Source organism: Streptomyces kryoterrae (assembly GCF_054072135.1).
In genome coordinates, this window is record NZ_CM133358.1 from 424774 (window position 1) to 446737 (window position 21964).

General features: G+C 68.9%; 20 protein-coding genes and 1 pseudogene. 11 read left to right on the forward strand and 10 right to left on the reverse strand.

Translation table 11 applies throughout. From position 1 onward, the window contains the following. Positions 1-24: 24 nt before the first annotated feature. Positions 25-801, reverse strand: coding sequence for an NPP1 family protein (locus ACW4TU_RS01385; protein WP_457423747.1), 777 nt, complete (start codon positions 799-801; stop codon positions 25-27). Between the two features lie 389 nt (positions 802-1190). After that, complete coding sequence (locus ACW4TU_RS01390; RefSeq protein WP_457430648.1) at positions 1191-1508, reverse strand: HupE/UreJ family protein; 318 nt, start codon at positions 1506-1508, stop codon at positions 1191-1193. Between ACW4TU_RS01390 and ACW4TU_RS01395 the strand changes: the two genes are divergently transcribed. Then, on the forward strand, positions 1444-1647 hold the full coding sequence (locus ACW4TU_RS01395) for a hypothetical protein (protein ID WP_457430755.1): 204 nt from the start codon (positions 1444-1446) through the stop codon (positions 1645-1647). The genes ACW4TU_RS01390 and ACW4TU_RS01395 overlap by 65 nt on opposite strands. A gap of 23 nt (positions 1648-1670) precedes the next feature. Here ACW4TU_RS01395 and ACW4TU_RS01400 read toward each other — a convergent pair whose 3' ends face one another. The 7 genes from ACW4TU_RS01400 to ACW4TU_RS01430 all read right to left on the reverse strand — a co-directional run bounded on the left by ACW4TU_RS01400 (position 1671) and on the right by ACW4TU_RS01430 (position 9090). Beyond that, positions 1671-2735, reverse strand: a complete 1065-nt coding sequence (locus ACW4TU_RS01400; protein WP_457423749.1) for a DUF3500 domain-containing protein — start codon at positions 2733-2735, stop codon at positions 1671-1673. Between the two features lie 357 nt (positions 2736-3092). After that, complete coding sequence (locus ACW4TU_RS01405) at positions 3093-5036, reverse strand: hypothetical protein (protein ID WP_457423751.1); 1944 nt, start codon at positions 5034-5036, stop codon at positions 3093-3095. 122 nt (positions 5037-5158) lie between these two features. Further along, positions 5159-5440 carry a thiamine pyrophosphate-dependent enzyme gene (locus tag ACW4TU_RS01410; protein ID WP_457423753.1) on the reverse strand — a complete coding sequence of 94 codons (282 nt, stop codon included), beginning with the start codon at positions 5438-5440 and terminating at the stop codon, positions 5159-5161. Between the two features lie 53 nt (positions 5441-5493). Further along, on the reverse strand, positions 5494-6516 hold the full coding sequence (locus tag ACW4TU_RS01415) for an ABC transporter substrate-binding protein (RefSeq protein WP_457423755.1): 1023 nt from the start codon (positions 6514-6516) through the stop codon (positions 5494-5496). Beyond that, positions 6513-7385 carry an ABC transporter permease gene (locus ACW4TU_RS01420; protein ID WP_457423757.1) on the reverse strand — a complete coding sequence of 291 codons (873 nt, stop codon included), beginning with the start codon at positions 7383-7385 and terminating at the stop codon, positions 6513-6515. The genes ACW4TU_RS01415 and ACW4TU_RS01420 overlap by 4 nt, the downstream gene beginning before the upstream one ends. Beyond that, positions 7382-8143 (reverse strand): ABC transporter ATP-binding protein, encoded by a 762-nt coding sequence (locus tag ACW4TU_RS01425; protein ID WP_457423759.1) that lies wholly within the window; start codon positions 8141-8143, stop codon positions 7382-7384. The genes ACW4TU_RS01420 and ACW4TU_RS01425 overlap by 4 nt, the downstream gene beginning before the upstream one ends. Next, positions 8140-9090: a DUF6282 family protein gene (locus ACW4TU_RS01430; protein ID WP_457423761.1), complete on the reverse strand. Its 951-nt coding sequence runs from the start codon at positions 9088-9090 to the stop codon at positions 8140-8142. The genes ACW4TU_RS01425 and ACW4TU_RS01430 overlap by 4 nt, the downstream gene beginning before the upstream one ends. A gap of 944 nt (positions 9091-10034) precedes the next feature. On the opposite strand from ACW4TU_RS01430, the gene ACW4TU_RS01435 reads away from it, so the two are divergent. From ACW4TU_RS01435 to ACW4TU_RS01470, 8 genes and pseudogenes are all read left to right on the forward strand, one after another. Further along, on the forward strand, positions 10035-11090 hold the full coding sequence (locus tag ACW4TU_RS01435; RefSeq protein ID WP_457423763.1) for a LacI family DNA-binding transcriptional regulator: 1056 nt from the start codon (positions 10035-10037) through the stop codon (positions 11088-11090). 163 nt (positions 11091-11253) lie between these two features. After that, the gene (locus ACW4TU_RS01440) at positions 11254-12498 is read left to right on the forward strand and encodes a sugar ABC transporter substrate-binding protein (protein ID WP_457423765.1); all 1245 of its coding nucleotides are present in this window, start codon (positions 11254-11256) and stop codon (positions 12496-12498) included. Positions 12499-12517: 19 nt separating this feature from the next. After that, positions 12518-13501 carry a carbohydrate ABC transporter permease gene (locus ACW4TU_RS01445; protein WP_457423767.1) on the forward strand — a complete coding sequence of 328 codons (984 nt, stop codon included), beginning with the start codon at positions 12518-12520 and terminating at the stop codon, positions 13499-13501. After that, the gene (locus ACW4TU_RS01450; protein WP_457423769.1) at positions 13498-14340 is read left to right on the forward strand and encodes a carbohydrate ABC transporter permease; all 843 of its coding nucleotides are present in this window, start codon (positions 13498-13500) and stop codon (positions 14338-14340) included. The genes ACW4TU_RS01445 and ACW4TU_RS01450 overlap by 4 nt, the downstream gene beginning before the upstream one ends. Before the next feature lie 108 nt (positions 14341-14448). Next, complete coding sequence (locus ACW4TU_RS01455; RefSeq protein WP_457423771.1) at positions 14449-16218, forward strand: amylo-alpha-1,6-glucosidase; 1770 nt, start codon at positions 14449-14451, stop codon at positions 16216-16218. Positions 16219-16306: 88 nt separating this feature from the next. Beyond that, positions 16307-16807, forward strand: coding sequence for a carbohydrate-binding protein (locus ACW4TU_RS01460; RefSeq protein WP_457430756.1), 501 nt, complete (start codon positions 16307-16309; stop codon positions 16805-16807). A gap of 11 nt (positions 16808-16818) precedes the next feature. Beyond that, positions 16819-17604 (forward strand): annotated as a pseudogene (locus ACW4TU_RS01465) (RICIN domain-containing protein); the annotation flags it as partial. Between the two features lie 11 nt (positions 17605-17615). Then, a complete protein-coding gene (locus ACW4TU_RS01470) occupies positions 17616-17840 on the forward strand; it encodes an RICIN domain-containing protein (RefSeq protein ID WP_457423773.1) in 225 nt (74 codons plus the stop codon). Positions 17841-18069: 229 nt separating this feature from the next. Here ACW4TU_RS01470 and ACW4TU_RS01475 read toward each other — a convergent pair whose 3' ends face one another. Continuing rightward, the gene (locus tag ACW4TU_RS01475; protein ID WP_457423775.1) at positions 18070-18723 is read right to left on the reverse strand and encodes a helix-turn-helix domain-containing protein; all 654 of its coding nucleotides are present in this window, start codon (positions 18721-18723) and stop codon (positions 18070-18072) included. Positions 18724-18956: 233 nt separating this feature from the next. Between ACW4TU_RS01475 and ligA the strand changes: the two genes are divergently transcribed. Both ligA and ACW4TU_RS01485 read left to right on the forward strand, forming a co-directional pair. Further along, positions 18957-21044 (forward strand): NAD-dependent DNA ligase LigA, encoded by a 2088-nt coding sequence (gene ligA, locus ACW4TU_RS01480; protein ID WP_457423777.1) that lies wholly within the window; start codon positions 18957-18959, stop codon positions 21042-21044. A gap of 408 nt (positions 21045-21452) precedes the next feature. Next, the gene (locus tag ACW4TU_RS01485; RefSeq protein WP_457423779.1) at positions 21453-21911 is read left to right on the forward strand and encodes a pyridoxamine 5'-phosphate oxidase family protein; all 459 of its coding nucleotides are present in this window, start codon (positions 21453-21455) and stop codon (positions 21909-21911) included. Positions 21912-21964: the final 53 nt, after the last annotated feature.

Below are 21964 nucleotides of genomic sequence, written 5' to 3' on the forward strand. Positions count from 1 at the left end.
CGGTCCTTCCCCCGGTCGTCGCCGTCAGGCGTAGGGGTCGAACGTGATGTCGCTCGGCTTGGCCTTGTTGAGGTGGTCGGCGAACTTGGAGTCCTGCAGGGGGAAGTTCGCGTCGCCCCAGTCGGAGGCGTTCAGGGTGTCGCGCAGGTTGGACGCCAGGTTGTCCCAGGTGAGCAGGTTCTCCTGGTGCCAGGCGCCGGTGTCGTTCTCCGGAGTCTCGCCCCACTTGGCGAAGCGGAAGGCGTGGGTGCTCACGCCGTCCTTGTGGTAGACCGCCTCGACGCGCTGACCGCTCATCGGGACGTCGGCGATCGGGTGGGTGCTGAAGCCGCCGTGGGCGGAGGCCGACAGGTAGGACGGCGTGTCCGCGCCCTGCTGGACCCAGACGACCATGCACTCCCAGTCGTGCCGGTGCCCGATGCCCGGTGAGGCCTCGTCCTTCTCGAAGTAGCTGGCGTAGACGATCCCGCACCAGCCGTTGTTGCACTTGGCCCGCGAATAGGTGTTGGCAAGGCCGAGGTGACCGTCGCGGCACTGGCCGGTGATCGGGCCGGTCGGCTTGAGGCCGCCGTTGAGGTTCCCGGCCGCGTTGATGGCGGCGGCCGGGTAGCAGCTGTCCGTGTCGTAGTCATACACGGGCTCGAAGTACTTCTGGAAGGTGGTCGCGTTCTCGGGGAGATTCTGCAGAACGCCCGCAGAGGCACTGAAGGGCAGGGCAACGGTCAGGACGACAGCGCTACCGGCGACGGCGGCGGCTCTGGCGAGACGGAAGGTCCGTCCGCTGCTGACGGCTCGGGGCAAGGGGTACTCCAGTCTTCGGTCCGTTCATCCCGGACATGACATCCGGGTCGGGATGGAGACTGGCAGGCGGAGCGATCACTGGAAGGGCTTTCTGCCAAACTCACAGCGGCTCTTGACCCAACTGATCGCCACGGGCGCCGGCGCGGCATCCCGGCCGGACAAGGGGTGCCTCACCGGAGGCGAGTCGCCCGGCCGGTCAGCCGGTCAGCCTCTGCCCGGCTTGATCACCCAGCCATGATGCTCACCGTGCGCCCGGTCACCCGGGCCCTGGGTCGGCGCGGCCGAAGCGGCGTCCGGCCACGAGATCGGCGTGGGCGGTGCGGTGCGGCACAGTGCGGATTCTCGAAGTGCCGGAGAAGAACCGGGTCTCGCCTCGAGGGCACCGACGTTCAAGCAGCTGAAGGTGACCCAGCAGATGGCGACGTCACCTCCGGCGTACCCGAGCGGGACGCGCAAATGGCGATGCCGAGGTTTAATTCCCTCAGGCTCAGCGCGAGTCGGGTGGCCGACAGATTCATTTCAGCCAGAGTGAGGGAGAAAACCATGCCGTGACCGAGCCCGAATGCCCCGACAACGACTGCTTCACGTCGCGGAAAGAGGGGACGAATGGCGCGTGCGGCGCCGACGTGCACACTGGGAGCGATGAACAGCTCGACCGGTTGGGCGAGAATATTGAAATGCCCGAAAGATTTCAGAGCCAGTGCGATGGAATGCCCGACGGTGAATGAGCAGGAAAAGCAGGAGAACCGAGTTGGGCAGGGGATGCGCAACGGCCGGCGGCGCTGCCAGAAGCAGCGCCGCCATGACCGCCACCGCCGTCCCGACCGTCACCCGCAAGGCTGGTGACAGCGAGACCGGCAGGCGGTTCATCAGAACGTGAACTCTCCCCCGTAGTCGGTGTTGTGGTCCCGGAAGATGGTGTGGTAGTGAATCTGGTTCTGGTAGACCAGACCGTCCTGGCAGACGAACTCGATCCAGACACCCGGTCCGTCGATGCGGACGTAGTCGCTCGTACTGTCCAGATCGGTACCGCCGGAGTACGAGATGTAGGTCTCGTCGAGTTCCGACTCGTAGGTGCTCAGAACGGAAGCCGCGGTCGTGTCGTCCGCCACCTCGACCCACGGTGCGATGGCGTTGAGCACCAGTTCCTGCTGGTCATCCGTGAGCTCGCTGACCGCGAGGCCCTCCTTGGTCTCCGGGAAGTCGCCGTCCTCACCCGGACCGACCAGCACGTCGCTGTACGTCGCGGAGAGCTTCGCCTCCGCCAGCTCTGTCGTGCTCAGGCCCCCGAGCATGTCCAGCAATCCGTCGCGCATCCCGGACAGGGGTGCGTAGGTGGTGCCGTCGTCGTCGGTCCAACTGGTCGGCTCCACCCCGATGAAGAACGGGCTGATCCCCTCCGCCTCCCCGTCCTTGTAGGTGAGGTTCACCGCGAGGTGGTGGCCGCCGAAGTGCACCTGCCAGGTGCCGTCCGTGCTCGGGGTGCCCAGGAACGCCAGGAAGTAGATACCGCTCCCGTACCCGCTGGCGGTCTCACCGAGAACGTCGTCCGCGGCCAGGATCTGCGAGATCTGGTCGTATCCGGTACCTGTACCGGTGCCTGTCGCCGCCTTCAGGACCGCCTTGGCGGCGGTCAGCTGCTCGTCACTGAGCGAGCCCAGCTGGATGCCGGGCCGGCAGGTCGAACCGCACGGGAGGTTCGACCAGGCGGTGGCGTTCGCCTCCGTGAAGTCGAGGAGCACCTCGGCCTGCTGGTCCTCGTCCAGGGTGGCCAGGAAGGCGTTGGCGGCGGTCACCACGTCCGAGACCGCCGTGGCCGACTCGGTCGAGGTCGACGACTCGGTGGACGAGGTGCTGCTGTCGACGTTCGTGGCGTTCGCCGTCGCGGCGTACGCCGCACCGACGAAAAGGGCCGCCGCGGCGGAAACGGCCATGCCCGCACGCTTCCAGCCTCGGACTGACCTGCGGTGCGCGTTATTGCTGGGCAATTTACTGCTCCTTTTGAGACAAGGTTCGGAAGGCGATCCAAAACTCTGCCGATCGGTTCGAACGACTGCGAGTTCGGGGAGACCTTCTGCCGTTGTTGGGGCGAGATAAATTGCACCGCGCGGCACTATGTTTTACACCCGGGGATGCTTTGATTTACCCGTGCATTACGCGCGTGACCGAGCCAAGGTGGTTCAGCGTCAATTCTGCTCGCTGCCCGAGCCGACCAAGCCGCACCTGCCGCAGCCGACCGGGAGCTAGGTCCCCTGCCAGGTCGCCGACGGCAGGCACAGGTCGAACTGGACCTACTGGGCGACGGTGAGGGTGAGTGCCCCGGAGTAGGTGGTGCCCGGGGTGAGGGCTGTGGGGGTGCCGTTCACGGTGAGGGTGAGGGTCTTGCCTGCCGGGGCCTGTACCGTCGCCGTCGCGTCCAGGACCAGGCGGGTGAGGTACGACGTGTCGGTGACCGTCCACCGTGAGCCGGCGGCGAGTTTGACGATCACGCCGTTGTTGATCGCGGGCTGCGGGGTGTTGGTGACGTGGTTGATGTGCCGCCACTCGGCCGAGGTGATGGTGGGCACGGCGTGCCGGGACATGGAGGCGGAGACGACGCCCTCGACGTTGCTGCGCCGGAAGGAGAGAACCAGGTTCTTGCCGGTGCGCATCGCGTTGTAGAAGTCGCCCGTCAGGGAGATGTCGACGAAGGAGGCGCGGGCGTCGGCGGTGTGCTCGGCGGCGGTGTCGAAGCGTGTGTCCCTGACAGGCGTGCCGGTCGGCTCGGTGTAGACGCCGGTCAGGGTACCGGGGTCGTCGGTTTCCATGATCTGCACCAGAATGCCGTTGCCGGCGCTGAGTTCGGCGCCTTGTGAGCCGTCCACGATGATCGTGACCCGCTTCCCCTTGTCGAGGAACATCGTCTCGGCGGTGGTGAAGCGCGTGTCACCGCTGATGTCCAGCCGGCCGCCGTCGCCGCTGTGCCACATCACGCCGAAGCCGCGGGAGTCGATGACCGACGGCCTGGGTTCGATCGCGTCCAGTTCCTGCTCGGTCAGTCCCAGGAGCAGGTAGCTGTTCATCGTGGCCACGCTTTCGCGGGTACTGCCCGTGAAGCTGATGGCGCCCCCGGTGGAGACGGCGGCGAAGGTGGCGACGTCGAAGTGGGTGCCGAGGAAGATGTCCTGCTGACTGCTGCCGTCCGCGTAGGCCCCGTAGCCGGAGTCACCGGTGACGGTGACGGTTGAATTGATGGCGGTCAGCAGCGAGTTGCGGGCCGAGTCGGTGGACAGCACGCCCCAGGACTCCGAGGAGATGGACGAGTTGAGGTAGGTGGACGTGGTGTTCTCGCCGAGGACGTTGGTGGCGCGGACGTTGCCGGACAGGCCGAGCATCCACGGGACCGTCATCATGTTCGCGCCGAGGCCCGGCTCGTAGTCGTCGGGCAGCACGCCCTCACGGGTGACGATGCGGGAGTTCTTGACGATCACGTTGGCGCCGTCACGGGCGATGACGCCGGTGCGCATGACACCCCGGTTGTCGATGTCCGCGCCGTCCACGACCAGTCGGGTGTCGGCTCCCGAACCGGTGACGGCGGCACCGTAACTCGCGTATTCCAGGCGGCCGTTGCCGTCAAAGGTGATCCGGGGACTGTCCAGGGTGTACGAGGCGCCGTGGGTGACGAAGAAGCCGTTGAAGGCCTCGCCGGTGGAGGTCAGGGACACGCTGCTCGCGTACGCGTCGGTGAGGGTCCCGCCTCGTACGCTCGACAGCACCGAGTTCTCGGTGACGACGCCGCCGACGCCGACGTACACGCCCTGTCGCAGGCGGAAGGTGGCGCCCGCGAAGGACTCGAGGTGTTCGACGGTCGGAGTCAGGACGATGTCGCCGCTGTAGGTGCCGGCGGCGATCAGGGTCGTCCAGCCGTAGGTGCCGTCCAGGACTGATCCGGTCTCCACGCCGTCCACGGTCAGGGTCAGGCTGTACCCCTCGGGGGCGGTGAGCACGACGCCGTCCTCCACGACGAGTTCGTCGAGCCGGGTGATCTCGGTGATCTCCCAGATCTCGCCGGAGGCGACGGTCCTGCTCCGGTCGGCGGCTCGGGCCGGTGTCGCAGCGTGGGCGGCGGTCGGCGCGAGCAGCGTGGGTGCCGCGACGACGCTCGCGACAGCGAGCAGCGCGCGTACCCGCGACCGCATCGGCACCGCGCTCTCGGCGAGGACCGGTTCCGTGGGGTGGGAGGTGACTTCGGGCATGCGGAACTCCCTTGCACCCCACGGCAGTTCATGGGGCGATCGGATCGATGGCCTGTGGCAGGAAGTGAATCAGTGACCGTGGAGCCGCAGTAGTGTGCGGCTCCTGTGAATCGGCCGGCAGGTCATGTCCGTTCGGAATACGAGGCGTTCCGCAGCGGCCGAGTCAGCCCCGCCAGGCCGGCCCTGGCCTTCTCCAACGCTGCCACCGAGGTGACACGCACCCCGTCGCAGCCCATCGCGCCGGCGAGGGCGCCCATGTCGATGTCGTCCGGCCGGGTCGCCGTACTCGGACAGCCGAAGGCCTGTTGTTCGAGCTCGATACGGTTGAGGCTGCCGTCGCAGAACATCAGGACCGCGAGCCGGAGTTGACGCGCGACGGCCAGTCGGAGCTCGGTGGCGGCCATGGCGAACCCACCGTCACCGATCAGGGTTGGTGGACAGGCGACGGCGTCCCCGGTCACGTCTCGCGCAGGTTCGCCGGGACGAGCTCGTCGTACGCGGGCTCCTTCGTGATGAGGCCGGAGGCCTTGTGGAAGGCGACCGAGGCGTCGAAGGAGGAGCGCGGGAAGCCGTTCGTGGCCCGGATCTCCTCTTTCAGCAGCGGCAGCAGCGCGTCCAGCGCCGTGTCGGGTATGCCGCTGCGGTACGCGGCGAGCAGCTTCTTGATCTCCGCGGGGTCGCCGCCCTGGATGTCCTTTCTCGCCCGTACGAGGGCTCTTTGGAAGGCCGCTATCTCCTTCGACTTCTTCTTCATGACGCTCTGGGTGGTGAACATGACCCCGTGGGACACGTGCTGGAGACCGGGCACGTCGCCGCGGCACGGGGAGATGTACGTGGTGCCGGTGCCGGCCCCCTCCGCCTGCTGGGCCAGTGGCTGGGCGAAGGAGAGGGCGTCGACCTGGCCGCCTTTCAGGGCGCCGAGCGCCGCGGTCGCCTCACTGCCGAGGTTGACCAGTTCGGCGTCCTTCTTCGCGTCCATCCCGCCCTTCCTGAAGAGGTAGACGACCAGTGCCTCGGTGCCGCTGCCCGGCCCGGTGATGCCGATCTTCTTGCCCTTCAGGGACGCGATCCGCTCGTCCAGGGCGGCGTCGGCCGCCGCGCCCTTGAACTTCGTACCGGTGATGATGTCGATGTAGTAGGTGTCGACCATGTCCGCGACGAGGCTGAGGGCGTCGCCGGTCTCCGACAGTTTGAGGACGTCGGTCATCACCCCGCCGCCGAGTTCGATGCTGCCGGACTTGAGGGCGGCAGCGACCTTGGAGCCGGTGCCGAGCACGGCGGGCTCCTCGAAGGTGACGCCCTCGTCCTCGAAGTAGCCCTTCTCGGTCGCGACGAACATCGCGAAGAACGCGATCGACTTGCTGACCTGCCCTATCGACAGTTTGCCGGTCTTCGTCGCGCCGGAACCGGCGCAGCCCGCGGCGGCCAGCGTGACAACTCCGGTGGCGAGCATGCCCTTGACGAGTTGGCGACGGTTCATGTGCGGCCCTCCAGAGGCTTCCAGCGGTTGGCCCTGCGATCGAGCACTCCGACGAGCAGATTGAGGATCGTGGCGATCGTGCCGAGCACGACGAGCGTGGCGAAGACGCCGGCCGTGTCGTAGTTCGCCGCCGCGTCGCTGATGAGGTAGCCCAACCCCCGGTTGGACGCGACGAGTTCACCGATCACCGCGCCGATCAGCGAGTACGGGACGGCGACCTTGAGGCCCGTGAGCAGACCCGTCATCGAGCCGGGAAGGACGACCTTCCCCACCACGTCACGCCTGCGTCCGCCCATCAGCCGCACCGCGTCGATCAGTCCGCGGTCCACCTCGCGCACGCCGACCGCGGTGTTGAGGAAGACCAGGAAGAACACGGTGACGGCGGCGAGGAGCACCTTCATCTGGAGGCCGATGCCGAACCAGACGATGAAAAGGGGCGCGAGCGCGACCTTCGGCAGCGAGTACAACGCCACGATGAACGGGTCGACCACGCGGTAGAAGGTCGGCAGGGAGGCGAGAACGAATCCCGTGAGCGCGCCGGAGCCGGCACCGAGGGCGAACCCGAGCACGACTTCCTGGAGGGTGACCCAGGTGTTGGACCAGAGCAGGCCCTCGCGCTGCCAGTCGGCCAGCCGGTGCATGACGTCGAGCGGCCGACTGGTGTAGGTGACGTCGAACAGGTCGCCCGCGGACAGTTGCCAGGTGACCAGCAGTGCCACGACGAAGACCAGCCGGCCGACCCAGATGACCACAGTGCCGCCGTGCCTGTCCCACCAACTGCGGTTCAGCGGCACGGTGACCGACTGACCGATCCTCTTCTCGGTGCTCATGGTGGTGTTCGCCGTCTTCTTCTCCTCGACCGTGCTCACTGCGCCTCCCTCAGCGCCGCTGTCATCTCCTTGTGCAGGCTGACGAAGTGCGGGTCGACCCGCAGTTCGTCGGCGTCGCGCGGCCTCGGCAGGTCGATCTCCTTGTCCAGGACCACCCGGCCGATCCGGCCGAGCACCACGACCCGGTCGCCCAGCAGCAGTGCCTCCTCGATGTCGTGGGTCACGAACACGACGGTCTGTCCGCTGCCCTGCCACAGACGCAGCAACTCGGCCTGGAGCACGAAGCGCAGTTGCGCGTCGAGTGCGCCGAAGGGTTCGTCGAGCAGCAGCACCTCGGGGTCGCCGGCGAGCATCCGGGCCAGGCTCGCCCGGCGCCGCATACCGCCGGACAGTTCGCGCGGATAGTGCCGTTCGAAGCCGGTGAGGCCAACCCGCTCGATGAGGTCCATCGCGCGCCTGCGGCGCTCCTTCGCGTCAACTCCCTTGATCTCCATGGGCATCTCGACGTTGTGGACGACATCGCGCCAGGGCATGAGGGTGTCGGACTGGGTCATGTAGCCGATCTCGGTGCGCGGACCGGACACCGGCCTGTCCCGGTAGGTCACGACGCCCGACGTGGGGTGCATGAGCCCGGACATCATGTTCAGCATGGTCGACTTGCCGCAGCCGCTGCGGCCGAGGACCGTCACGAAGCGGCCCTCCTCGATCCCGAGGCTCAGGTCGCGCAGCGCCACGATTCCCAGGTCGCCCTTGACGAACTGATTGGTCAGCCGCCGGACTTCCACGACGCTGCTCATGGTCGCGGCCGGTCCTTCGTGACGCCGGCGAGCCAGCGGGTGTTGTCCACGGCCATGGTGTGAATCTCCTGCTCGGTGAAGCCCGCGGCGAGCAACCGGTCGGCCAGCAGCGGCAGGCCGTCCTCCACCGGCGGGTTGAAGGGCTGCCCGAGATCGCTGGAGAGCACCGAGTTCTCCGGCCCGACCGCCCGGATGTTCTCCAGCCACAGCTCCCAGGAGACCTTGCCGGTGTACGGGGTGGTGAAGCACCGCTCCAGCAGGGCGCCCCGGGCGGCCAGGTCACGCTGGCGTTCCACGCCCACCCGTTGGGAGGTGAACTCCGGATGGGTGACGACGATCCGGCGTACGCCCTCCTCGGCCGCGGCGTCCACAACGGCGGCGATCTCGTCGGAATGGAGATGCCCGGTGGCGAGGGTCATGTCATGCGCCGCGATCACCCTGAGCACCTGACGGGTGATCTCCAGCACCGTGCCGTCCGGGCCGAGTACGTCGACCGGCTCGACCACCATGCCGGCGTCGCGCAACTCGTTCTGGAGCTGAACCCACATGGGCGGCGTGGCGCCCTCGGGGCTGTCCGCCGTACAGGCCCGTTCGTTGGCGCTGTCCACGGTCGGGAGCCAGACGAACTGTGCGCCGCCGCGACCGGCGATCTCCACGGCGATCGGGTTCATCCCGCCCACCGAGCCGTTCAGCGTGATCGCTCCGACCGCGCCGAACCCGGGCGCGGCACGGCGAACCACCTCGGCCCGTTCCGCCGTCGGGACGTAGTGCGACTTCAGCACGAACCCGTCGAGACCGACCTCGGCGAAGCGGGCCGCGAGGGTCAGATCGTCGACGCGACGCTTCATCAGGTCGGGTGCGATGTGGACATGGATGTCGTAGGCCCCCGCGACGAGCGCGCGGGACCGGTCCGAAGGTGTCGGATGCGTGGCTGGTCGGTCGGCCATGGACAGCTCCTGTCGCCAATTTGGTGACCCAGATTGTTGACAATCAACGAGAAGCCGTCAATGGGCAGCGCAAAAAGTGATGCCCGACCTCCGACCGCACGCCCCCCACCAGGGAAAGAGTCACCAACTCACAGGAACGGAAGGCAAGTTGCTCGTGCCACGCCGTGCACGGACTACGCTCCCGAGGTGGCGCCAGGTGGCCCGTTCGGCGGCGTCGGGATCGCGACCGCAGCTGGCGTCGATGATCGCGAGGTCCTCCGCCAGCTCGACGGACGGCCGCCCCGGCCGCATGGCGAGCCGGACCGCCTCCCGAGCCGACCGCTCGCGCGGCCTACCCGGCGGAACCCGATTCCAGGTGAGCGAATCCCCAAGGGTCGTTGTTCTCCCGCGCCGTTACCGAGGGCCTGAACGGGGCCGATCACGAGCACCCGCCCAGTCTCGTCCACTCGACCTGGGCCGACAGCCGGCCAACCGCTCTTACGGGGCCGCTCCACGACCGGGGACAGAGCGCCCACCCCCGAATCACCGGCCCGGCAGATCCAGCCCGCCGCACGGCAACCACGGCCCGAACCACCCCGCCTCCCCTCGATTCCTCGTCGAACCGGTTCGATCAAGCTAGCACCGAGAAAACCGGCCAGCAATCCCCTCGACCTGGATCTCCTGAGCCGCCCACGGCCGGCACACCTGACGGGCTCCGGGTGTACCCGTGCACCGAATCCACACCCGGCCTGCCGATGAACAGGTACGCACCCAGGCAAGCCAGACACCACAACCCCACACGACCACGTTTCCGGGCCGTTACGGGAAATGCGGTGCGAGGCGTTGACACCCGTCCGGGTTACTCCTACCTTCACTTCACGCGAACCGGTTCGACGATCGGCACCTGGCCGATTCCGTTTCCCGGAATCATCGAACCGGTTCGAACCGTCTCGGCAAGGAGTCCCGTGAACATCGGTGAGATCGCCCAGCGGGCCGGTGTCTCGCGGAGCACCGTGTCCTATGCCCTGAGTGGGAAACGCCCCGTGTCCGAGGACACCCGCCGGAAGATCCAGCGGGTCATCGACGAGCTGGGCTACCAGCCCAACGCGAGTGCGCGGGCCCTGGCCAACGGCCGGACCAGCACCATCGGTCTGGTCTTCCCGCCGGCGGGGAACCACTACACCGGCATGCAGCTGGACTTCATCGGCAGCGTCACGGAGGCCGCCGCGGCCCACGACTACGACGTGCTGCTCTCCCCGAGCGGTGTGGACAGCGACCGCTCGTTCCAGCGGCTGCTGGGCGAGCGGCGGGTCGACGGCGCGATCCTGATGGAGATCCGGCTGCGGGACGACCGGCTCGACCATCTCGCCGCGCTGGATTTCCCCTCCGTCGCCATCGGCCGCACCGCACACCCCGAGGGCACCTGGTGGGTGGGCCTGGACCACACGGCGCTGGCGGCGGCCTGCGTGCACCACCTCGCCGATCTGGGGCACCACCGGGTCGCCTTCGTCAACCGGCCCGAGCAACTGCTGCGGGCCGGGTACGAGTCGGCCCAGCGCGGGCTGGACGGGTTCACCAAGGCCGCGGCGGAACGGGGCCTCATCGTCCGGACGTACTGCTGCGGGGACGACGCCGCCTCGGGCCTGGCCTGTCTGGAGCGGATTCTGCACGACGACCCCGCGACCACGGCGCTGGTCACACTGAACGAGGCCGCGCTCGGCGGCCTCTACCGGGGGCTGGCCCAGGCCGGCCGCCATGTGCCACGCGACTTCTCCGTCACCGGAGTGGTGGCCGGCAGGTGGGCGGAGACGGTGACCCCGCAGCTCACCGCGGCGGACGTGCCCGCGGAACAGATGGGCCGCCTCGCCGTCGACCTGCTCGTCCAGCGGCTCGACCACCCCGGCACACCGGCCCGGTACCACCTGCTGGCGCCGCCGATCTCGTTGCGGGCGAGCACCGCACCCGCCGGCATCCGGCCCGCCGACCGGGCTCCGGACTTCGGCACCCCCACTCACCCCTGACATCGGCCCCGCACACCTCCCTCCGCCCTCCGCACCCCTGACCGGGCCGCCCAGCAGGTCACTGATCCGCCTCGGCGATCCCAGCAGTCCAGATCACCCCTCCCACGGCACACCTGTGCCGATCCCAGGGCACACCCGTGCCAAGAGCCATGAGGAACACGCCATGAACCGATCCGCCAGACGGCGTCTCACCGCCGCAGCCCTGACCGTCGCCGCCGTCACCGTCGGCGCCACCGCCTGCTCCTCCGGCTCCGGTGGCACCTCCACCAAGGCCGCGGACGGCGGCACGTACACGATCTGGGACCCGTACCCGCAGTTCGACAAGAGCTCGGCGTGGGCGAAGCTGCTGGACGGCTGCGGCCCCGAGGCCGGGGTGAAGATCAAGCGGACCTCGTTCGACACCAGTGACCTGACGAACAAGGTGCTGCTGGCGGCGCAGCAGGACAACTCCGCGGACGTCCTCATCGTCGACAACCCGGTCGTGTCGACGCTGGCGGAGGCGGGCGTGCTGACCACGACCGAGGACAACAAGCTGGACACCTCGCAGGCCAGTCCCAACCTCCTCGCGGCCGGCCAGTCGGGCGGGAAGACGTACGGCACACCGATCGGCGCGAACACCCTTGCCCTGTACTACAACAAGGCGGTGCTGAAGACGGCCGGGGTGGACATCTCCTCGGTCAAGGACTGGAAGTCGCTGACCGCGGCGCTGGCGAAGGTCAAGGCGGCGGGCAAGAAGGGCATCACGTTCTCCGCGATCGGCACGGAGGAGGGCAGCTTCCAGTTCCTGCCCTGGTTCTGGGGCTCCGGCGCCCAGCTGACCGCGCTCGACTCCACCGAGGCCGTCTCCGCGCTGTCGCTGTGGAAGAACTGGCTGGACAAGGGCTACGCCCCCAACTCGGTGATCAACAACACCCAGACGACCAGCTGGCAGGAGTTCGCCGGCGGCGACTACGCGTTCAGCGAGAACGGCACCTGGCAGCTCGCCAACGCGGACAAGGCCGGCTTCGAATACGGGGTCATCCCTGTCCCGGGCGCCACAGGAGGCGACGCCGCGGCCCCGACAGGCGGTGAGTTCGTCACGATCCCGGTGCAGGGCGACACCGGCCGCTACGCCACCTCGCAGAAGCTCGTTTCCTGCCTGACCAACAGCCAGAACCTGCTCGACACCGACACGACGCTGTCCTACGTGGCCCCCACCACCGAGGTCCAGGACAAGCAGGTGACCGCCAACCCGAAGCTCAAGCCCTGGGTCGACGCGGTCAAGGCCGCCAAGGGACGCACCAGCGACGACCTGGGCACCAAGTACCCGAAGATCTCGGAGCAGTTGTGGAAGGCGGTCCAGACCGCCCTCAGCGGGTCGGCGTCGCCGAAGGACGCGCTCGATTCGGCACAGTCCGCCGTCAAGTAGCCAGGACTCCGGCCAGCCGATGAAGCACATGACACAGTCGCCGGACCCCCGGCCGGTGCTCGACCGAAGCGGGGCGCCGACCGCCGCCCCGCCTCCGGCCAGCACCACGGCCCGGCGCCGTCCGGCCTCGCAGCAGTGGGCCGCCTGGGCCTTCCTCGCCCCGGTCACCCTCTACCTCGTCCTCTTCTACGCCTATCCCCTCTACCGCAACATCGACCTGAGCCTGCGCGACTACACGGTCCGCTCCTTCGTGCGGGGCGACGCGCCGTTCACGGGCCTGGCCAACTACCGGACCGTCTTCGACGACCCGGCCTTCGCCCCCGCCCTGCTGCACACCGTGGTGTTCACCGCCGTGTGCCTGGTCCTCCAGTACGCGATCGGCCTGGCCCTCGCCGTCTTCTTCAACCAGCACTTCCGGCTCTCCGCCACCCTGCGCGCCCTGTTCCTGGTGCCCTGGCTGCTGCCGCTCATCGTGTCGGCCTCCACCTGGTCGTGGATGCTCAACAGCGACTCCGGCATCGTCAACGCCACCCTGCACGCCGTCGGAATCGGCCCGGTGAACTGGCTGACCTCGCCGTCCTGGGCGCTGGCCTCGGTGATCATCGCGAACATCTGGATCGGCGTCCCCTTCAACCTGGTCGTCCTCTACAGCGGTCTGCAGTCCATCCCCGGCAGCCTGTACGAGGCGGCGGCGCTCGACGGCGCCAACGCGTGGCAGCGCTTCTGGCGCATCACCTTCCCGCTGCTGCGCCCGGTGTCCGCCATCACCCTGCTGCTGGGCCTCGTCTACACCCTGAAGGTCTTCGACATCATCTGGATCATGACCAAGGGCGGCCCGGCCGACTCCTCCACCACCTTCGCCACCTGGTCCTACCAACTCGGCTTCGGCAACCTGCTGCCCGCCTTCGGCCCCGGAGCGGCCGTCGGCAACCTGCTCGTCGTCGCCGCCCTGGTCTTCGGCCTGATCTACCTGAAGGTCCAGCGAAAGCAGGCACTGTCATGACGAGTGCGCGGACAGCCCTGAACCGGCGCAGCCGTACCTGGGGGAAGACGGCCATCGGCCTGTTGCTGACCGCGGTCATGCTCTTCCCGGTCTACTGGATGCTCAACGTGTCCTTCACCCGCGACCGGGACATGCGCAGGACTCCCCCGGCCCTGTTCCCCGCCCACGCCACCCTGGAGGGCTACCGGGCCGTCGTCGACCAGCAGTTGCCCTACCTCGGCACCAGCCTCCTCATCGGCCTGGGCACCGTGGCCCTGACCGTGGCACTGGCCGCACCCGCCGGCTACGCGCTGGCCAAACTGCGTCCGCGCGGCGGCGGAGTCCTCAACTTCGTGCTCCTGGCCGCCCAGATGATCCCCGGCATCATCATGGCGATGGGTTTCTACGCCATCTACCTCAGCCTCGGCCTGCTCCAGTCCGTCCCCGGGCTGATCGTCGCCGACTCCACCCTGGCCGTCCCCTTCGCGGTGCTCATCTTCACCGCGTTCATGTCCGGCATCCCCGGCGAACTCCTCCAGGCCGCCAGGACGGACGGCGCCGGGCCGCTGCGCACCTTCTGGTCGATCGTCCTGCCGATGAGCCGCAACTCGATCGTCACGGTGTCCCTGTTCGCGTTCCTGTGGTCCTGGTCCGACTTCGTCTTCGCCGGCACGCTGGTCAACGGCGGCGCCCACGAGCCGATCACCCTGGGCATCTACCACTACATCGGCAACAACAACCAGCAGTGGAACGCCATCATGGCCACCGCCGTCGTGGCCTCACTGCCGGCCGCGGTGATCCTCGTCCTGGCCCAGCGTTATGTCGCCGCCGGTGTGACCGCCGGTGCCGTCAAGGACTGACACCGGACCGTCCGCACGCGGCCGGGCTCTCCAGGAGCCGCCGTGCGAGATCCGCCGCCCCACCCGGTGGAACGCCGTCCCCTCCGCTCAAGAAACGAGTGCCGCTTCATGACCGCCGCCCCGACCGGCCCGCCCTTCTCCGTCCACGACATACCCTTCAGCGCGCACGGCTCCTGGTTCGGCATCTCTCCCGTACTGGCGGAGAAGACACGCGCCGAGGACCTCCACCTCGTCTCGCACCAGAACGGCATGCACGCCGTCCTGCGCCTCGTCCCCCTCGACGCGGCGACGGGCGACCGCGCCGACACCCGCGTCGAGGCGACACCTGGCCTGCTCAGCTGGACCGGCGCGGAGGGACGACGTATCGACCTCGCCTACGAGTCGCCGGACACCGTACGCGTGCACGGCACCGGTCTCGGGTTCGGCATCAGCGCGGCGGCTCACGCCCTGACCCCGTTCAGCGGGACCTACTTCTACCGCGACCCGGTGGACGGCGCGCAGGTGTTCACCTCCTACGAGACCGGGCGCCGCTACCGCGTCACCGTGCTGTCCGGCACGGTCGCCGATGTGACCGGCGCCCAGGCTCTCGGCGCCGGTGACCGCGGTCTCACGGTCACCGCCGAGGCCGACGGATCGTGGGAGATCGCGATCGAGGAACTCGACAGCGCGCGGGTTCCCTACCGCTCGGCGTCGTCCTTCGGCGAGGTCATGGAGGCCGCGCGGCGGTCGTTCGCCGGATTCGTCGACGCGGTCGCCCCATGGCGCTCGGCCGCCACCCCGGCCGCCGAACTCGCCGCCTACGTGGTGTGGTCGGCGACCGTGCGCCCGGCGGGTCTGGTCACCCGGCCCGCCGTACTGATGTCCAAGCACTGGATGGACAAGGTGTGGAGCTGGGACCACTGCTTCAACGCTCTTGCCCTGGCCCCCGGTTGCCCTGACCTGGCCTGGGACCAGTTCTCCCTCCCCTTCGACCACCAGGACGAGAGCGGCGCGCTGCCCGACTCCGTCACCCACTCCGAGGTCCTCCACAACTTCGTCAAACCGCCCATCCACGGCTGGGCCTTCGGCCACCTGCGCCGACGGCTCCCCGAGCCGCTCACTCCGGCGCAACTGTCCGAGGCGTACGACAGGCTGACCCGCTGGACGGACTTCTGGCTCACCGCGCGACGCGCACCCGGCGCCGCCCTGCCCCACTACCAGCACGGCAACGACAGCGGCTGGGACAACGCCACCACCTTCGACCCCGGACGCCTCGCCGTCACCGCCGACCTCGCCGCTTTGCTGATCCTCCAGCTCGACGAACTGGCCCGGCTGGCCGGCGAACTGGGCTTCCCGGACGACGCCCGGCACCGTACCGAGACCGCCGACAGCATCCAGGTGGCCCTGCTGGACGAACTGTGGGACGGCACACGGTTCCTGAGCCGCCCGGCCGACGGCGGGGCCCTCACCGAGAGCGCAAGCCTGCTTGATCTGATACCGATCGTGCTCGGCGACCGCCTGCCCGCCAAGGTCCGCGACCGGCTGGCCGAACGCGTCGAGGCCCACCTCACCGCGTTCGGCCTGGCGACCGAACACCCCGGCTCCCCGCACTACGAGCCCGACGGCTACTGGCGCGGCCCGATCTGGGCCCCCGCCACCGTCCTCGTCGAGGACGGCCTGCGCCGGGCCGGGCACGAACGTCTCGCGGACGAGATCAGCGCCCGCTTCCGCACCCTGTGCGAAAACTCAGGCTTCGCCGAGAACTTCGACGCCCTGACCGGCGAGGGACTGCGCGACCGCGCCTACACCTGGACGGCCAGCGGCTATCTGCTGCTCGCCCGCGACCACCTTCACCGCGCGGACACCGCGACGGACGCGACCGTCACCACCGACGCCTGACCCGCGAGCGACAACCCACCCACACGTCCGGCACGGGGGCCGGCGCAGCAACAACAAGCCGCATCCCTGAAGGGACACCAGGGTCGACATGCCGGTGGGCTTCCAGTGGGTGGTGTGGGGCCACAGCGACACCACCGTGCACCTCACCTCGGGCAGCCACACCATCACGCTGGCCACCACCGGCGACAACAGCGCGGCGACCGTCGGCGACGCCATCATCGGCAAGATCGACCTCCAGTACAAGAACTCCGCCGTCCAGGGCACCACGCTCTACGAGGCCGGGCAGGCCTCCCTCTCCGACAGCGGCACCGCCACCTACACCTCCCAGGGCCAGTCCGGCGCGGGCGCGGTGAACCTGACCTCCGGCAAGTCCGCGACGTTCTGGGTCTGCTCCGCCCGGGACGGATACGCGGACCTGACATCCCGCTTCCGCAACACCGGCCAGGCCGACCTCACCGTCAACGGCAGGACCGTCAAGGACCAGACCCTCTCCGGCGCGACGACCAACGCCTGGTCCACCTCCGCCAACCGGGTCTACCTGGCCTCCGGCATCAACAAGGTCAAGGTGACCGGTACCAGCGGCACCTGACCCTGGACGACCTGGCCGTCACGCCGTTCAGCGCCGCCAGCGCCGTCACCACCGGCAACGTCGTCACCTACCAGGCCGAGAACGGCACCCTCACCGGCACCGCGGCCGCCGACACCACCTACAGCCAGGCCGACGGCGGCGTCGTCACGGGCATCGGCGACGGAACCGCCAACTCCCTCACCCTCAATGTCAACGCGCCCTCGGCCGGCACCTACGTCATGACCATGCGCTACGCCAACGGCGAGAAGATGACCGTCAGCCGCGGCAACCCCGACATCCTGGTCGAGCACGCCGACGTCAGCGTCAACGGCGGCGACGCCACCCGCGTCAACTTCGCCAACACCCTGCACTGGAACCAGTTCGCCGACTACACCGTCCCCGTCACCCTCACCGCGGGCGCCAACACGGTGAAGTTCACCGCCTCCCAGCTCTACAACCACGACGGCACCACCATCGGCCTGGTCTACTCGGGCGGCGGCGCCGACATCGGACAGCCCATGCGCTCCAGCTCCGCGCCCCACCTCGACGAGGTCTCCTTCGCGCCCCGGAACCCGCACATCGGCGCCTCGTCGGGCCTCTCGTCCACGGCCGTCGCCCAGCACAGTGCGCTCTGCCTCGAAGACCCCTCCCGTTCCACCACCGACGGCACCCAGTACCGGCAGAACACCTGCGGAAGCGGCCAGGAACAGGTCTTCGACTTCCACCCCGTCAGCGGCGCCACGGACACCTTCACCGTCGTCAACCACTCCAGTGGCAAGTGCCTCGGCATCTCCGCCTACTCCACCGCCAACGGGGCCGCCGTCCAGCAGTGGACCTGCCACGGCGGCACCAACCAGCGGTTCACCCTCCGCGCGGTGACCGCGCTCGGCACAGCCACGACTACCAGCTCGTCGCCGTCAACAGCGGCAAGTGTGTCGACGTCAGTGAGATCTCCACTGCGGCCGGCGCACTCGTCCACCAGTGGACCTGCGACGCGGCGAGCGCCCTGACCACCAAGAAGAACCAGATCTGGCGCCTGCTCGGCAAGGCGTGACCAGCAGCGGATCCCGCTGAGTCTGCCGGCCGCACCGACAGGAACAGTCACTGACGTTCTCGGAGCCGGTGACTCGCCACGCTGTGAAACACCGCGAGGGGCAGTCTGATGATCCCGGCTGCCCCTCACACCTGTTCACCGGAGAAAACGCGCATCCCTCGCACGACGGGTCAGCGCGGCCGGGTGGCCGGGGCGTTGATCGACCGAAGCCGACCTCACGTGACCTGGACTATTCACGCCCGGACGGCGCGGCGCGGAATCGTAACCGCAAGCCTTCGCCCTGAACGCCGAAGACGGCGAGGACCTCCGCGGGATCGGGGCCCGCCGCGCCGTACCAGTGCGGTGCCCGCACGTCGTATTCGGCCAACTCACCTGCGGTCAGAAGCAGTTCGCGCCCGTCGAACACGAGCCGTAGGCGTCCGGAGAGCACACACAACCAGTTCCGGCCCTCGGTGACATGCAGGCGGGGCACCTCCGCCGCCCTGTCGTGCCCACGCCGGTGCTCCAGGGCCATGTCGTCGCCGGGTTCCGCAACGGGGACGAGGATCCGGTACGCCTGCAGACCACCGGTGTCATCGGTCAGGCACACGAGGGTCATCCCCCGGCGTGTGCTGACGGGCAGCCGCACCGTCGGCTCTCCGTCGCCCGAGCCGACCAGGTCGTCGAGGCCGATCCGGTGGGCGCGGGCGAGGGACAGCAGGTGCCTCAGCGTGGGAAGGCGCTCGCCCGACTCCAGGCGGGAGAGCACGCTGACGGAGATCCCGGTCAGCCCGGACAGGTCGGCCAGGGTCAGTCCCCCGCGCCTGCGCAGCTCCTGCAGACGCGGGCCGAGAGCCTCCTCGACCGGGTCGACATCGGGCAGTGGTGGGTCCGTGGCACTCATACCGTCCAACATTGCCAATTGACAACTTCATGAACCCGCAGCGGGCGGAAACACACGCTCCGGGGCTGCGCCGAGCGGCCCGACGTTCCGGCCGCGGACGTGTACCGCGAGCCCGAAATGCTGAGCCGACCGCCCGCCGGACAGCCACAGGGGAAGGAGACAGCGTCCACGCGGGCGACCTCGTGCTCGGTTGGCTCGGGGCGTTGTCAGTGGTGGCAGGCAGGATGACGGGTATGACATCACCAGCTGCAGTGATCGTGGATGCCGTCGCCTACGCGCAGGCGGTCGAGGACGCGACAAAGGCGTCGGCCGCCTACTACACGGGCGGCACCTCCGTGCTCGACGACGACGCCTACGACCGGCTGGTGCGCGGCATCGCGGCGTGGGAGGCCGGTCATCCCGAGCAGGTGCTGCCCGAATCGCCGACCGGGAAGGTCGCGGGCGGCGCGGTCGACGGGGATGTCCCGCACACGGTCGCGATGCTGAGCCTGGACAACGTGTTCTCCCCCGAGGAGTTCACCGCCTGGACGACGTCGCTGGCCCGGCGTGTCGGACACGACGTCACCCGCTTCAGTGTCGAGCCGAAGCTCGACGGTCTCGCGATCGCCGCCCGTTACACCGAAGGCCGCCTCACCCGGCTGATCACGCGCGGCGACGGTACGGCCGGGGAGGACGTCTCGCACGCCATCGGCACCGTCGAGGGCCTGCCCGCCGAGCTCGCCGAACCGGTGACGGTGGAAGTGCGCGGCGAGATCCTCATGACCACCGCCCAGTTCGAGTACGCGAACACCGCACGGACGACGCACGGCGGGCCGCCGTTCGCGAACCCGCGCGGTGCTTCGGCCGGCACCCTGCGCGCCAAGGACCGCGCGTACACCGCGCCGATGACGTTCTTCGGGTACGGACTGCTCCCGCTGCCCGCAACCGGGACGGCGTTGGCCGAACGTCTGGGCGAGCTCGCGCACAGCGACCTCATGACCCTGGCCGGCGAGCTCGGAGTGAACACCACCGCGACCACGGCTGTGCCCGGCATCACCGCCGACACCGTCGAGCAGGTGCTGACCCGCGTCAAGGAGATCGCCGCGCTGCGGCCGGAGTTGCCGTTCGGAATCGACGGGATCGTCATCAAGGCCGACCTCGCCGCCGACCAGCGGACCGCCGGATCGGGGTCGCGGGCCCCGCGGTGGGCGATCGCCTACAAACTGCCCGCCGTGGAGAAGATCACCCGTCTGCTGGCGGTGGAGTGGAACGTGGGCCGCACCGGGATCATCGCGCCGCGCGGCGTGCTGGAGCCGGTCGAGATCGACGGCGCCACCATCACCTATGCCACGCTCCACAACCCCGGCGACATCACCCGCCGTGACCTGCGTCTGGGCGACCAGGTGATGGTCCACCGCGCCGGCGACGTCATCCCCCGCGTCGAAGCCCCTGTCGCCCACCTGCGCACCGGAGAGGAACAGCCGATCGTCTTCCCCGAGGTGTGCCCGCGCTGCGGGGCCGGCATCGACACCAGCGAGCAGCGCTGGCGGTGCGAGAACGGCCGCAACTGCCATCTCGTGGCCGCCCTGTCCTACGCCGCCGGCCGCGACCAGCTCGACATCGAAGGCCTCGGCCACACGCGCGTCGTCCAGCTCGTCGACGCCGGTCTGGTGAAGGATCTCGCCGACCTGTTCGCGCTCACCCGGGAGCAGTTGCTGGGCCTGGAGCGGATGGGTGAGACGAGTACGGACAACCTCCTCACCGCGATCCGTGCGGCGAAGGAGCAGCCGCTGTCGCGGGTGCTGTGCGCGCTCGGGGTACGGGGCACCGGGCGCTCCATGTCCCGCCGTATCGCCCGGCACTTCGCCACCATGGACAACATCCGCACCGCGGACGCCGACGCGATGCGGCAGGTCGAGGGCATCGGCACCGAGAAGGCCCCCTCCATCGTCACCGAACTCGAAGAACTCGCGCCGCTCATCGACAAGCTCGCCGCGGCCGGGGTGAACATGACCGAGCCCGGCGCCGTCCCACCCGCGCCCACGGTCGACGGTGCCGATGGCATCGCGGAGGGCGCTGAGCCGACGGGTGGGCCGCTGACCGGGATGTCGGTCGTGGTGACCGGAGCGATGACCGGCGTGCTGGAGAAGCTCAGCCGCAACCAGATGAACGAACTCATCGAACGGGCCGGGGGCCGCTCCTCCTCCAGTGTCTCGAAGAAGACCAGCCTGGTCGTCGCCGGTGACGGTGCCGGATCCAAACGCGCGAAGGCAGAAACCCTCGGCATCCGACTGGCCACCCCGGACGAATTCGCCGCCCTCGTCACCGACTACGTAGGCTGACCGCGCGCCCGGTGTCGTAGGTGTGCCGGCTCACATGCCACGCGGTGCCAACAGCGGAACATCCAAGCGTGGTTGACCGTTCATCTGTATGTGGCTGCGGAGGGGACAGTGTCCCCGGGCCTCACCCATAGCCCATGGGGAAGATCGTTCGGCTGAAGCCCCATGGAGCCTTTCGCCGCGAGGCGACCGCCCTCCGCACGCCACCACCACACCGCCCCGGCTGGTCTCCCCCCGTCCAGCCGGGGCTCCTTGCTGTGCACGCTCCGGACGACACCCGTGCGCGTCCTCGACGATCCGGAGGGGGTCCCTCAGGCATTGCGGGCTCACGGAAAATGACCCATGCTTCTGACGCCGCGTCAGATACACCCTCCTTTCCGGCACCCTGACGCAAGAGAAGAGAGGCCCCGCATGGCTGCGACTCAGCGCAGGAGCCGGCGCATCATGATGACGCCGGAGGAGCTGGACGAGTTCCTCGGCAGCCAGCGCATGTGCCGGGTCGCCACCGTCTCGAGCGATGGCGCTCCGCATGTCAGTGCCCTCTGGTTCGTTTGGGACGGCACCTCGTTGTGGCTCTACTCCCTCGTGCGAAGCAAGCGATGGGCCGATCTTCGCCAGGACCCGCGCGTCGCGATCGTCGTCGACTCCGGCGAGGGGTACGGCGAGCTGCGCGGGGTCGAACTGTCGGGCACCGTGGAGTTCGTGGGCGACATCCCCCGCACCGGCGAACCGTGCACCGAACTCGACGCGCTGGAACCGGCGTTCGCCCGCAAGAACTTCGGGCTGGAGGCAATGCCGCACGACGGTCGGCATGCGTGGATCCGCCTGACACCGTCGAAGACCGTCTCCTGGGACTTCCGCAAGCTGTAACCCCAGCGCTCCCATCCGCCGACGATGACGCCGTCCGGTCCGGACAGACGGCT